This is a genomic window from Nevskia soli, assembly GCF_903970205.1.
Lineage (GTDB): Bacteria > Acidobacteriota > Terriglobia > Bryobacterales > Bryobacteraceae > Bog-113.
Genome location: NZ_CAJCHS010000253.1, coordinates 1 through 13806 on the forward strand (window position 1 = coordinate 1; position 13806 = coordinate 13806).

A 13806-nucleotide genomic window follows, 5' to 3' on the forward strand; every position below is an offset into this window, starting at 1 on the left:
GTAATTGTATGTCTAATGTCGAACATCCGGGGTTGGAAAAGTTCGGGTTTTAGTACTAATCGACTAATCGCGGTAATGCGTTCTAACCAGCACGGCGCACGGGACGGTTTGATTCTGCGTTGCGCTAGACTGATAGGCGAACAAAGGGCGAAATGTACATCGAACTGCACGCCCGCTCCGCCTTCAGCTTTCTGCAGGGCGCCAGTCTGCCCGAAGAGTACGCCGCCATCGCTGCTCACTTCGGCTATCCGGCGCTCGCGTTGGTGGATCGGGACGGCTTCTACGGCTCGCCGCGCTTTCATCTGGCGGCGAAGAAGGCCGGCGTCCGTGCGCATATCGGCGCGGAAATCCTGGGCGCCGATGGGGCGCGCTATCCGCTGCTGGTGAAGAGCCGCGCGGGATATCAGAACCTGTGCCGTCTGATCACGCGGGCCAAGATGCGGGTCCCGAAGAACGAACCCGCCATCGCGACACCGGAAGATTTCACCGAATTCGCCGACGGACTGATCTGCCTGACGGGCGATGAACGCGGACCCCTCGCGTTGGCGCTCCCGTCTAAATCCGGGAGCAAGTGTCTCGATCAACTGACCGGCATCTTCGGCAAGAAGAATGTCTACGTCGAAGTGCAGCGGCATTTCGATCGCGAGCAGGAGTGGCGGAATGAAGCAACCGTGGAGCTCGCTCGCCGGATGAGGATTCCGTTAGTTGCAACGGGCGGCGTTTGTCACGCCCGGCCGGAACAGCGGTCCATTCTCGACCTCTTCACCTGCCTCCATCACAAAACGACTCTGGCCCAAGCGGGGCGGCTGCTCTCGAAGAATTCGCAGCGCCATCTGCGTCCGCCGGAAGAGATGGCGCAATTGTTCGCGGATCTGCCGGATGCGATCGCCAACACCAACGGCGTTTCCGCGCGCTTGAACTTCACGCTATCCGACCTGGGCTACCAGTTCCCCGAATATCCCGTGCCGCGCGGCGAAACGCAGATGTCGTTCCTGCGCAAACGCACGGACGAAGGCGCACGCCGCCGCTACCGGCCCTATCACGACAAAGCCCGCAATCAGATCGAGCGCGAACTGGCGCTGATCGAAAAGCTGCAGCTCGCGGGTTACTTCCTGATCGTTTGGGACGTGGTGAACTTCTGCCGCGATGAAGGCATTCTGGTGCAGGGGCGCGGGTCGGCGGCGAACAGCGCAGTCTGTTATTCGCTGGGGATCACGGCAGTCGATCCGGTCGGGATGGAATTGCTGTTCGAGCGGTTCCTCTCGGAAGAGCGCGGCGAGTGGCCGGATATCGATCTCGATCTTCCATCCGGCGAGAAGCGCGAGCGCGTGATCCAGCATGTCTACGAGCGCTATGGCAAGTTCGGCGCGGCCATGACGGCGAACGTGATCACGTACCGCGGGCGATCGGCCGCGCGCGAAGCCGGGAAAGTGTTGGGCTTCGAAGTGGAAACGCTGGACCGCCTGTCGAGCCTGGTTCCGATCTGGGGTTTCAAAGACAAGGACAATACCGCGGAGAAGCAATTCAGCGACGCGGGGCTCGATCTGAATCACCCCAAAATCCGCACGTTCCTGAACCTCGTAACGGGCTTGCAGGACTTGCCGCGGCATCTCGGTCAGCATTCGGGCGGCATGGTGGTGTGCCAGGGCCGTCTCGACACGGTGGTGCCGCTTGAACCCGCGACCATGCCGGACCGTGTGGTGGTCCAGTGGGACAAGGAAGATTGCGCCGATCTGGGCATCGTGAAGGTCGATCTGCTTGGCCTCGGCATGATGGCGGTGCTGGAGGACTGCCTGATGCTGATTCGCGATCACTGGGGCGAAGAGATCGATCTCGGCTGCCTGCCGCCGGATGATCCGCAAGTGTTTGGCGCGCTGCAGAAAGCCGACACCATCGGCTGGTTCCAGGTGGAGAGCCGCGCCCAGCAGGCTTCCCTACCCCGCATGAAGCCGGTCAAGTTCTACGATCTGGTGGTGCAGGTGGCGATCATCCGGCCGGGTCCGATTGTCGGCAAGATGGTGCATCCGTATCTGGCGCGGCGGCAAGGGCGCGAAAAAGTGGTGCCGCTGCATCCGCTGCTGGAGCCCGTGCTGGCGCGCACGTTAGGCGTCCCGCTGTTTCAAGAGCAGCTGCTGCGGATGGCGATGGTGGTGGCCGGGTTCACGGGCGGCGAGGCGGAGGACCTGCGGCGTGCGATGGGGTTCAAGCGCTCGGAACAGCGGATGAAAGACATCGAGGTGAAGCTGCGGACGGGCATGGCGCGCAACGGCATCAACGAGGCGACGCAGGACCTGATCGTCCAGTCGATCACTTCGTTCGCGCTCTACGGGTTTCCGGAATCGCACGCGGCCAGTTTCGCGCTCCTGGCGTATGCGAGCGGCTACTTCAAGGTGCACTATCTGGCGGCATTCTCGGCGGCGATTCTGAACAATCAGCCCATGGGTTTTTACCATCCGGCGGTGTTGATCAAAGATGCGCAGCGGCATGGACTGCGGGTGCTTCCGGTCGACATCACGATCTCCGACTGGAATTGCACCGTGGAGGAAGACGGCGCGAAGAAGCACTTGCGGTTGGGCCTGCGCTATGCGCGCGGGCTGCGGGAAGCAACGTCTCAGGCGATTCTGAAGGCGCGGGCAGAGCGTCCGTTCGAGACCGTGGATGATCTGGCCGGCCGCGTTCCCGAGCTGCATACCGATGAGATGAACCGGTTAGCGGAAATCGGCGCGCTGAATCCGCTGGATCCAAAGCATCGCCGCGATGCGTTGTGGAAAGCGGGGCGCGCTTCACGGCCGACGGGACCGCTGCTGATTTCGGTTCCGGAGACCGCGCCGGAATCGCCTTTAGTTCAGATGACGACCGAGGAGCGGGTGACGGCGGACTACCGCGGGACAACGGTGACGATCGGGCGGCATCCGATGGCGTACCGGCGCGAGGAGATGAATGCGCTGGGGGTCACGCCCGCTCGGGATCTGGCGCGCGTGCGACCCGGCGGTTTGGTGCGGATCGCGGGGAACGTGATTGTGCGCCAGCGGCCGGGGACCGCGGCCGGCATTGTGTTTCTAAGTGTGGAAGACGAGACGGGGATTGCCAACGCGGTCGTTATGCCGGATCTGTTTGCGGAGCAGCGGCTGTTACTGGTGACGGAGCCGTGGCTGATGGTTGAGGGTAAGTTGCAGAATGTGGACAACGTAATTCATGTGCTGGCGCGGAAAGTAACCAGGCTGCCGCATAAGACGGACGCGTCCCCGGCGCATAACTTTCACTGAAGGGCGCTCACATTAGCAATGCATCAATCTGCTGCTTCAGCGCGGGGAGGTCACGTCTGACGGTCATCCAGACTATTGGCAGATCGATAAAGAAGTACTCATGGATCGCTACGTTACGCATGCCGCGCATCTCCGCCCAAGGAAGCTCGGGATGGCGTTTGATGAAATCCGGCGCTATTCTTTGAATCTTGTTCACGGCTTCGCCGATGATCTCGATATTGCGGACAACCGCGTCTTGAACTTGCCTGTTCTCCTGAAAGGCTTCAAGGTCTGCGAGCGGCCGAAGATATTCCGTCGCTCGGTCAATGGCTTCCGAAATGTGCTTCAAATAATCCTCGACGCGCTCCGGATGCCTCATAAAGGCTGGGCATATTGCAAGACGTCGCTGCGGAACTTCGGAGGCAATCCGTTCGGAGTTAAAACGGATATCGGCACTCCCAGCAATTTTTCTGCGTCCATCTTCAAACCCGCGATTGTAAGTAGGCTGGTCGTTTCTCCGGGTTCGACTAGCAAATCAAGATCGCTCTCTTCCGTATCGGTACCACTTACAACTGACCCGAAGACGCGCGGGTGCGAAAGACCGTAACGACGGACAAGCTCTCGCAATTCGTCCCGGTGGGCTCTTAATGCGTGCGATGGTTTCATAGGTGTACTTGCCGGAAAGCGCTTACAGTCGCAAGGTAACACGCGAGTCCATCCGCGATCCGAACGCCGCCTGCAAGTTCCCCGGCTGCATACCGATGAGATGCAGGGCCGGCCGAAATCTGCGGGCTGAGTCTGCTCGATCTTTATCCTAGATAGTTATGCGTCCGTCTCTGCTTGGTCTATCGCTCAGCTTCCTGTCCCTCGTCCCAGTCGTCGGCAAACCTCAGACGCTCCCGGTGAAAAGCCCGCGCCTCAGATCGCCTGAATACGCGCAACTTCAGCAGCGGCTCGGGCGCGGTTGGAACACCTGGGATGTGCGCAGCGTTACTACCCATGTCTTGCTTCCGGAAGGGCTGGCGGTGCGCGTCGGTTTTCTTGATAAGAAGCGGTTAAACGGCGAAAGCTTTCTTTCGACTGCCTTGATCGGTCAACAGGATGCCCACGCCGAGAAGGTGTTTCCGGGTCCGCACGCCTTCGATGGAAGCTATACCGACTTGACGCTCACCTGGAGGGGCCGGACGTTTCGGGTTCAGTCCGGCCGTGTTCAGTCCGGAACTGAAGCCAGTGATCTCGTTCTCCTGGTCACCCCTCTCACCGCTCCTTCGTCCGTTGGGCAGCTGCCTATGACGGCTGTCTTCTCCGTTAGTTTTCTCTGGAACCGGCCTGGCTCCGTGGCGAAAACGCAGGACCGAATCGCGGCGCATGCTGCCAGCCGCCGGACCTTGTTCTTCCTTGACGGCGTCGAGACCACGGCCTTCAACGCGCCCGTCGCCGGTCCGTATTTTGCGACGGATCTGGACAGGCCGGTGGCGTTCGTGTCTGGTAAACCGCGCACGATGGCGGAAGTCCAGAATATCCTCGCGGACCGGCGTGCAGCCTATGATCAGGCAAACCAGAAGGCCGGAAGTGCGGCATCCATCGCGGACGCGATCCAAACCGTCCTTGGTTGGGACACGATTTACGATCCGGAGCACGAACGCGTGATCTCGCCGGTAAGCCGCCAGTGGTCCGTGGGGTGGGGAGGTTACGTTCTTTTTGACTGGGATACATTTTTCGCCGCGTCGCTGGCATCGATCGGCGATCATGATCTGGCCTATGCGAACGCGATCGAGATATTAAACGAGTCCACACCCAGCGGGTTTGTGCCTAACTACGCGCGCTCGGGTGAGTGGAAAAGTGGAGACCGCTCCGAGCCTCCTGTCGGCGCGGTGACGATCCTCGGTCTCTATCGGAAGTTTCATGAGCAGTGGCTACTGCGGGATACGTTCCCCCGGCTGCTGGCATGGAATCGCTGGTGGGCGGAACATCGCGACGTGCAGGGATATCTGGTCTGGGGCAGTGACGCTCACGGTCAACCCGAAGATATTGAGGATTCCGCGCGGGGTACGTTGCAGGGCGCGCGGTTTGAGTCCGGGTTGGACAACTCGCCCATGTACGACGACGTCAAGTTCGACAAGGAGAGCCAGCGCATGATGCTGGCCGACGTAGGCTTGATGGGCTTATACGTTGCCGATTGCGATGCGCTCGCGACGATCGCAAGCGAAGTTGGCCGAGTTGCCGAAGCGAAGGAACTGGCCGGCAGGTCTGCCCATTATCGCGATAAGTTGGCCGGCCTCTGGGATGAGAAGACGGGAATGTTTCTCAACAAAGATCTGATCACCGGTCAACTAAGCCCGCGTGTCTCACCTACCAATTTCTACCCACTAATGGCGCGCGCCGCAACGACACAGCAGGCTGATCGGATGGTGCGCGAACACCTTGAAAATCCCGATGAGTTCGGCGGCGAATTCGTGTTGCCATCCATTGCTCGAAGCGATCCGGCCTATAAGGACCAGGAGTACTGGCGCGGCCGGATTTGGGGACCTATGAACTACCTTGTGTATCTGGGACTTCGTAACTACGACCAAGCGGCGGCGCGTAAGGAACTGGCGGAGAAGTCCCTTAACCTATTCCTGAAAGAGTGGAAGAAAAACGGGCACGTTCATGAGAACTATAACGCGACGCTTGGTGTAGGTGACGACGTTATGAGCAGCGATCGGTTTTATCACTGGGGCGCTTTGCTGGGCTTAATCGCCTATATGGAGCAGACCGAGCCGGCGTCGAGGTAATGCAGACGCCCGCATACACGTATTTGAAACGATGCAAACACCGCATTCTACCCCGGCAAACGGGTGTTTTCGGAACAACGCTGGTGGCCTCGCCCGGGGTCGAACCGGGACGTCCTCTCGAACGCCAGAACCTAAATCTGGTGCGTCTGCCAATTCCGCCACGAGGCCGTTGTTGCGTTCGCGCGATGCAAACTCGATTTTGAGCCTAACACAAGCTCATGGCGGCGCAACACGCGTCGGGCCGGAAGTCAGGCTGCGAGCCGGTGCTCCTGCAACTGCTCAGATAGAATCCGGCTCACAAGCTCTTTCAATTCGCGGTCGCTATCGCTTGAAAGGGCGGCGTCATAGAGCGGGAGCCAGTGCGAGGGTTTCGGGGAATCCGCCAGTAAGCTTGTGCTGGCTTGAATCAGGTCTGCGTGGGTGATCATTGTTCTTGTCCCTGCTCTTATTGACGCACTCCAACCCTCGTAGAGCGGTCGACTTTTGTATCGTTTCTGTCAACAAATGCACCGCTCCGGCTGTCACACTATGGAATGGAAGATGGATTCGTTTTGAAGCCAAATAACGAACCGGTCAACGTTTCACCGGCCCCGGACTTCCGCGCGTTTTTCGAAAGTGCTCCCAATGCAATTCTGGTCATTTTGCCGGACGATCCGGCATTCACCATCGTGGCGGCCAGCGACGAGTACATACGGGTAAGCGGCACGAAACGCGAAGACATGGTGGGGCGAAGCGTGTTCGACGTTTTCCCGGACAACCCCGACGATCCGGCGGCGACCGGAGTTCACAATCAGCGCCAGTCGTTCGCCCGAGTCATTGCGACGCGCACACCGGATCGCCTGCCGCTGCAGCGCTATGACGTCGCGCGGCCGCCATCCGGAGGCGGCGGATTCGAAGAGCGCTACTGGCGCGCGTTGAATTCGCCGGTACTGGATGCGGAGGGTCGCGTCCAGTACATTCTCCATTCGGTGGAAGACATCACCGAGACCGTACGCGCCAAGCAGCGCGAAGCCCACGCCGACCGTGAGCGGCAGATTAGCGACACGCGCTTCCGGCAGATGGCCGAATCGAACACCGTGGGATTTCTCCTGGGCGACCTCCAGGGCGGGGTCTCCTATCTGAATCCGAAACTCCGCGATCTGCTTGGCTACACCGAACAGGACGTGATCTCCGGATCGGTGCGTTGGGATCGGATTACCCCGCCTGAGTTCACCGATCTCGGCCGGGATGCCCTGGAACAGCTTAGGGCAACCGGCAGTTGTCTCCCGTATGAAACGGCGTACTTCACGAAGACCGGCCGCCGCATACCGATTCTGGTCGCGCCGGCCGTCATCCACTCCTCGGCCGAACGGCCTGAGGTCGGGTGCTTCGTTGTCGACTTAACCGAACGGAAGCAAAGCGAGCGGGATGCCTTCCTGGTCCAGCTTGGCGATGCCACGCGCGCATTGACCGAGCCCGTGGACATCATCGCCGCAGCCGCGCGCCTGCTGGGGGACCACCTGGGCGTCGACCGCAGCACTTATGGTGTTTACGACAGCAACGAGGATGATTTCGAGGTTTTGTGGAACTATACCCGGCCGGGTGTTCCGAGTGTGGTTGGACGTTACGCTCTCTCCCAATTCGGCGCTGAAGCCGCGCGGCGGCTGCGCGCGAATTTGCCGTGCGTAAGCGCAAATGTCGAGGCCGATTTCGAATCTGCGGATGTCCTCGATTCCTACCGCCGCGTTTCTATAGCCGCTCACATCTCGGTGCCCCTCCAAAAAGAAGGACGGCTGGTGGCGGCGATGTCGGTTCACCAGGTGACACCGCGCCAATGGCTGGCGGAAGACGTGGAGCTGGTGCAACTCGTCGGCAGCCGCTGCTGGGAGTCGATTGAGCGCACGCGTGTTACCCGGGCGCTGAGGGAAAGGGAGCAGCGGCTTCGTTTGGCCCAGAGAGCCGGACGGATCGGCAGTTTCGATTGGCTATTCAAAGAGAATCGGATCATCTGGACCGCGGAGCTCGAAGCGCTTTATGGATTGGCCGAGGGCGCTTTCCCCGGAACACACGACGATTGGGGCCGTATCGTGTTTCCGGAAGACGGGATTCGCGTCTGCGCCAGTCTCGAGATTTCGCTGGCGCGACAGGACGCCGAATTTGCCGATGAATTTCGCACCGTGCTGCCGGACGGAACGGTCCGCTGGCTGCGTGGTCAAGGGCAGATATTCTACGACGAAAACGGATCGCCTGAACGCATCGTCGGTGTGCATATCGATATCGATGACCAAAAGCGGGCCGAGGCGATGCTCCGCGATAGTGAGCAGAGGCTCCGCGCGATCTTTGACGGCACTTACGAATACATCGGCCTGCTAGCTCCCGATGGAACTCTGTTGGAGGCCAATCGCGCCTCGCTCGAGTTCGCCAGCTACCAGCGGGAGGATGTGGTCGGACGCCCGTTCTGGGAAACGCCCTGGTTCACCCACACGCCTGGTGCTCCGGAGGTTGTGCGCGAGTACCTGGGTCGCGCCGCGAACGGCGAGTTTGTGCGCTTTGAGGCGACCATACGCCGGCCGTCAGGGGAGTACCAGACGTTCGACATTTCCTTCCATCCCGTCTTTGACGACCAGGGCCGCGTATCCCTGATTGTTCCGGAGGGGCGTGAGATTAGCGAGCGGAAACTAGCCGAAGAGCGGCTGCGCCAGCAATGGCACACTTTCGATGCAGCTCTATCCAATAGCCCCGACTTTACTTACACCTTCGACCTGGACGGGCGGTTTACATACGCCAACCGGGCGTTACTTTCATTGCTGCAAATACCGTTCGAGGAAATCCTCGGCAAGAACTTCTTCGACCTGGCTTATCCGCAGGAACTCGCCGCGCGCTTGCAAAGCCAGATCCAGCGGGTGATCGAAACCAACGAACCGCTTCGGGACGAAACGGACTTTACCGGTCCGTCGGGCGAAACCCGCCACTACGAGTACATCTTCGTGCCCGTGCGGGCGGACGATGGCTCCGTGGAAGCGGTGGCAGGTTCCACCCGCGATATCACGGAGCGCAAGCTGGCTGAAGAACGGGAGCGCCAACGGGAAGAGCAATTCCGTGAGAGAGCGCGTCTGGAGAGCCTCGGAGTGATGGCCGGCGGAGTCGCGCACGATTTCAATAACCTGCTGACGGGAATTTTGGGATGCGCCAGCCTGCTCGCGGAGACGAATTCGCAAGAAGTTCGCTCCATGGCCGGACAGATTACTCTCGCGGCGGAACGCGCTGCTGAGCTGACTAACCAGATGCTCGCGTTTTCGGGTAAGGGCAGCTTTGCGATCGAGGCGGTCGATCTGGATTCGCTGGTGGAAGAGAACCTCACACTACTGCGCGCGTCTCTGTCCCGAAACGTGACGGTCCGCTTGGAACTCGATGGCAAAGGAAGCTTCGTGGACGCCGATCGAGCGCAGATGCAGCAGGTAGTCATGAACCTTCTGATCAACGCGTCGGAAGCGATTGGCGAACGTCCAGGCACCGTCGCGATCCGGACTTCCGTCCGGCAACTCGAGTCCAAGTTTAGTTCGCAACTACAGACTGTCGTTCCGGCTGGTGATTACGTGAGCCTTGAAGTTAGCGACAACGGTATCGGGATGACGCCGGATACCCAGAAGCGCATCTTTGATCCGTTTTTCACGACCAAGTTTACTGGAAGGGGATTGGGTTTATCGGCAGTCCTCGGGATTGTGAAAGGTCATAAGGGAGATATCGAAATCGAGAGCCGGCCGGGCGCCGGTACGATGTTTCGGATCCTCTTACCGGCATCCGAAAATCCAGTAACCCCGCGACAAAAAGCGGCTCCCGGCCTGACCTTTAGTGCGAGCGGTCAAACGATACTGGTGGTCGACGACGAGAGCATTGTATTAGAGGCCGCATCGCTCTCGCTGGAGCGGCGAGGCTACCGCGTGCTGCAGGCGGCCAACGGGTCGGAAGCGATCGAGGTATTGAGCGCTCATCCCGAAGTCGACTTAGTGATTCTGGACCTCACGATGCCGGTAATGACCGGAGAGCAGGCGATTCCGCTAATCAAAAAATTGCGGCCGGCTCTCCCGATCCTGCTTTCCAGCGGTTTCAGCGAGGCGCAAGTGACTCAGCGCTTCGCGTCATCCGGAATCGCCGGCTTTTTGCAAAAGCCTTACGACGTTTCAACGATAAGCGCCAAGGTCGCCGCGATTTTGCAGAACGACCGCACGACCCCGCCGATCTAGACCGCTCCGTCACCGTCGCGGCTCTGTAACATACAACCGAAGATGAAAAAGGGAATCGAGCCGGGTCGAGGAAGCCGTGCAGCCCCACGCCGAGCCCGACCGAAAGGGAGGGTCGTCCGCTGACAGCCGTGGTGGGGGTAAGCGGTGCTTTTCGATTAATGCCCCTTGTCTGCTACCTTAGGCAGCGATCTTGACGCAGAGATGCAACTCGCGTCCAAGTTCGTTGACAAATTCCACTAACAGTTGATCGTTCGCGCTCGCCAGCGCCTGATCGTACCTGGCCAGCCAAAATTCGGGGCGCCGAGACTCCGCCAGAAAGTCGGTTCCTAACTGCACCAATTCCGCGTGTTCCATCTGATCTTCTTGTGACCTCTGGTTCTATTGACGCACCGAACTTTCGAAGCAGAAGTAGATATTTGTATTCGCTCTGTCAAGTTTTATACGTCACCGCTATGCTGAATGAGCGAACTACCACCAATGCAAGAGCCTCCGCTCGTTCAAGCCGAGAACCTAAGTAAGTCGTATCGATCGGGCACCGGCAACCTGACTGTATTCTCCGGTCTTCACTTCGAGATTCACGCAGGCGAACGCCTGGCGATTGTCGGCGAGTCCGGCGCTGGGAAGAGCACGCTGCTGCACCTGATCGGTGGCTTGGATCGCCCCAGCGCCGGGCGCGTTCTGTATCGGGGCGAGGCGGTATCGGAGTTGAGCGACGCCGGACTGGCCGCCTATCGCAACCGTCACATCGGTTTCGTCTGGCAGATCCACCACCTGCTCCCGGAATTCACCGCCGTCGAAAACGTGTTCCTGCCGCTTCTGATCCGGGGCGTTGCGCGCCCCGATGCTGAGCGGGAAGCGGCGTCCCGGTTAGCCGACGTCGGTCTGGCCGCCCGTACGAATCATCGCGCCGGCGAATTATCGGGTGGAGAGCGCCAGCGTGTGGTGCTTGCCCGCGCCCTCGTGACCCGTCCCGCGCTCCTGTTGGCCGACGAGCCCACCGGGAATCTGGACCAGCGAACGGGTGAGAACGTCTTCGCGTTAATCGAAGATCTGCATACCCAGTTCGGTCTCACATCTGTATTTGTGACGCATAACGTTGCGTTTGCCGCACGCTGCGACCGCGTGTTGCGGCTCCAAAACGGAATGTTGTACGAAGAGGCGCCCGGTTCTGCGACCGCCTGACGAACGCTTGCAACGAAAATCCTGCGAAAAACCGCGCGGGCATTATAATTGAGTTAACGAGCCAATCCCAGACAGCGTCTCGTTGTTATGAGGGGCCTAATTCCGTATGTTTGAGCGATACACTGAGAAAGCACGCCGCGTCATATTCTTCGCCAGGTATGAGGCAAGTCAGTTCGGCAGTCCCTATATTGAGACTGAGCATCTTCTCCTAGGTCTCCTACGTGAAGATAAGACACTTGCTAACCGTTTTTTGCGTTCCCACGCGGCAGTTGAATCCATCCGTAAACAGATTGAAGGTCACACCACCGTACGCGAGAAGGTCTCCACGTCCGTAGATCTGCCACTAAGTAATGAATGCAAGCGCGTCCTGGCGTATGGCGCCGAGGAAGCGGAGCGCCTCAGCCACAAGCACATCGGCACCGAACACCTGCTGCTCGGTCTGTTGCGCGAAGAGAAGTGTTTTGCCGCCGAAATCCTGCATGAGCGCGGGTTGCGGCTCTCGACCATTCGGGAGGAACTGCAGCGATCGCAGTCCGAGAAAGTGGCCTCGAACCGTCCCAAAGAGAGCTCGCTTCTGGCCGAATTCAGCCGCGACCTGACGCAGGCCGCGATCGATAACTCGCTGGACCCGTTGATCGGCCGCGATTATGAACTCGAACGCGTGATTCAGATCCTCTGCCGGCGCACCAAGAACAACCCCGTCTTGATCGGTGAACCGGGCGTCGGTAAGACCGCCATCGTCGAGGGCCTGGCCCAGCGGATTGCCGAGGGCGAAGTTCCTTCGTTCCTTGCGGATAAGCGCATTCTCGCGCTCGATCTTTCGCTGATTGTGGCGGGCACGAAATATCGCGGCCAGTTCGAAGAACGCCTCAAGACCATCATGAAGGAGTTGATGGAGAATCAAAACGCGATCATCTTCATCGATGAGCTTCACACGCTGGTCGGCGCCGGTTCGGCGGAAGGTTCGCTGGATGCGGCCAACATCCTCAAGCCTGCTCTTTCGCGCGGCGAAATTCAGTGCATCGGGGCGACGACCCCCGGCGAGTTCCGCAAGTCGATCGAGAAGGACCGTTCCCTCGAGCGCCGCTTTCAGGCAGTCAAGGTCCCGCCGCCGTCCGAAACCGACGCCGTGAAGATTCTGTTCGGTATCAAAGACCGTTACGAGAAGTTCCATGCGGTCGGCTACACGGATGAGGCGATCGAGGCCGCGGTGTTCACCTCCAGCCGCTACATTCCGGATCGCTTCCTTCCGGACAAGGCGATCGATCTGATCGATGAAGCCGGCGCGCGCGTGAAGCTTCGCCAGACCACGCTTCCCAGCGATCTGGCCGACATCCAGAAGCGCATCAAGTTCATCGTGCACCGCATGGAGAACGCCATCGCGAACCATGAGTTCGAGAAGGCCCGCTTCTACTCCGATGAGGAGCGCAAAGAGCGCGAGAACATGCGCCAGCTCCGCGAGAAATACAACCTCGACGATTCATCAACGGGAGTGGTGACGAAGGACGACATCGAAGACGTGGTCGCCCGCTGGACCGGCGTTCCAATGACTTCGATCAAAGAGGAGGAGATCACCAAGCTCCTTCGGATCGAAGAAGAGCTGCACCACCGCGTCGTCAGCCAGGAGAAAGCGATCTCCGCGCTGGCTCGCGCCATCCGCCGCTCCCGTGCGGGCCTCAAGGCTTCGAACCGTCCTGCCGGTTCGTTCCTGTTCCTCGGACCCACCGGCGTCGGCAAGACCGAAGTTGCCCGTGCGCTGGCTTCTTTCCTGTTCGGCAGCGAAAAGTCGCTGATCCGCTTCGACATGTCCGAGTTCATGGAAAAGCACTCGGTTTCGAAGTTGATCGGTTCGCCTCCGGGCTATGTCGGATATGAGGAGGGCGGTCAGCTCACCGAGCGCGTGAAGCGGTCTCCCTACGCGATCATCCTGCTCGACGAAATCGAGAAGGCCCATCCGGATATCTACAACATCCTGCTGCAGGTGTTCGAAGACGGCCAGTTGACCGACGGACTCGGCAACACGGTCGATTTCAAGAACACGATCATCATCATGACGTCGAACCTTGGGGCCCGCTTCCTGGAGAAGCGCGGTCATCTCGGCTTCTCCGCGCCGCACACCGAGGGCGTTCCGACCAAGGTTGAAGATCTGGTCCGGGGTGAGGTTAAGCGCGCGTTCAACCCCGAGTTCCTCAATCGTCTGGATGAAGTGATTCTGTTCACTTCGCTCAATGACGATGACCTGCTGAAGATCATCGAACTGCTGGTGGGTCAGATCAACGGCAACCTGGTCGCGAAACAGCTCAAGATCAAGCTATCGACCGACGCCGCGAAGTACATTATCGAGAAGACACTCGGCGACCGGAGCTACGGCGCGCGTCCGCT

Annotated in this window: 9 protein-coding genes and 1 tRNA gene; 5 read left to right on the top strand and 5 right to left on the bottom strand. The window is 59.6% G+C overall.

Translation table 11 applies throughout. From position 1 onward, the window contains the following. The first annotated feature begins 152 nt into the window (after positions 1-152). The gene (locus tag H1Y01_RS11470) at positions 153-3266 is read left to right on the top strand and encodes an error-prone DNA polymerase (protein WP_180540657.1); all 3114 of its coding nucleotides are present in this window, start codon (positions 153-155) and stop codon (positions 3264-3266) included. A 7-nt stretch (positions 3267-3273) separates the two neighbouring features. Here H1Y01_RS11470 and H1Y01_RS11475 read toward each other — a convergent pair whose 3' ends face one another. Beyond that, entirely contained in the window at positions 3274-3624 is a 351-nt protein-coding gene (locus H1Y01_RS11475) for a HepT-like ribonuclease domain-containing protein (protein ID WP_180540658.1), read from the bottom strand. After that, on the bottom strand, positions 3621-3911 hold the full coding sequence (locus tag H1Y01_RS11480) for a nucleotidyltransferase family protein (RefSeq protein ID WP_180540659.1): 291 nt from the start codon (positions 3909-3911) through the stop codon (positions 3621-3623). Before H1Y01_RS11480 ends, H1Y01_RS11475 begins: the two co-directional genes overlap by 4 nt. Positions 3912-4069: 158 nt before the next feature. Here H1Y01_RS11480 and H1Y01_RS11485 point away from each other — a divergent pair, with 158 nt between their 5' ends. Further along, a complete protein-coding gene (locus tag H1Y01_RS11485; RefSeq protein WP_180540660.1) occupies positions 4070-6019 on the top strand; it encodes an MGH1-like glycoside hydrolase domain-containing protein in 1950 nt (649 codons plus the stop codon). Between the two features lie 81 nt (positions 6020-6100). Here the strand turns inward: H1Y01_RS11485 and H1Y01_RS11490 are convergent. Both H1Y01_RS11490 and H1Y01_RS11495 read right to left on the bottom strand, forming a co-directional pair. Further along, positions 6101-6187 (bottom strand) — tRNA-Leu (locus H1Y01_RS11490). A gap of 80 nt (positions 6188-6267) precedes the next feature. Next, positions 6268-6447 (bottom strand): hypothetical protein, encoded by a 180-nt coding sequence (locus H1Y01_RS11495; protein ID WP_180540661.1) that lies wholly within the window; start codon positions 6445-6447, stop codon positions 6268-6270. Positions 6448-6570: 123 nt separating this feature from the next. Here H1Y01_RS11495 and H1Y01_RS11500 point away from each other — a divergent pair, with 123 nt between their 5' ends. Next, on the top strand, positions 6571-10242 hold the full coding sequence (locus H1Y01_RS11500) for a PAS domain S-box protein (protein WP_180540662.1): 3672 nt from the start codon (positions 6571-6573) through the stop codon (positions 10240-10242). A 177-nt stretch (positions 10243-10419) separates the two neighbouring features. On the opposite strand, the gene H1Y01_RS11505 is transcribed toward H1Y01_RS11500, so the two are convergent. Beyond that, positions 10420-10596, bottom strand: coding sequence for a hypothetical protein (locus tag H1Y01_RS11505; RefSeq protein WP_180540663.1), 177 nt, complete (start codon positions 10594-10596; stop codon positions 10420-10422). Between the two features lie 123 nt (positions 10597-10719). Between H1Y01_RS11505 and H1Y01_RS11510 the strand changes: the two genes are divergently transcribed. Then, entirely contained in the window at positions 10720-11424 is a 705-nt protein-coding gene (locus tag H1Y01_RS11510) for an ABC transporter ATP-binding protein (protein WP_180540665.1), read from the top strand. Positions 11425-11530: 106 nt separating this feature from the next. Next, on the top strand, positions 11531-13806 hold a 2276-nt coding region (locus H1Y01_RS11515; RefSeq protein ID WP_180540664.1), incomplete at its 3' end, for an ATP-dependent Clp protease ATP-binding subunit.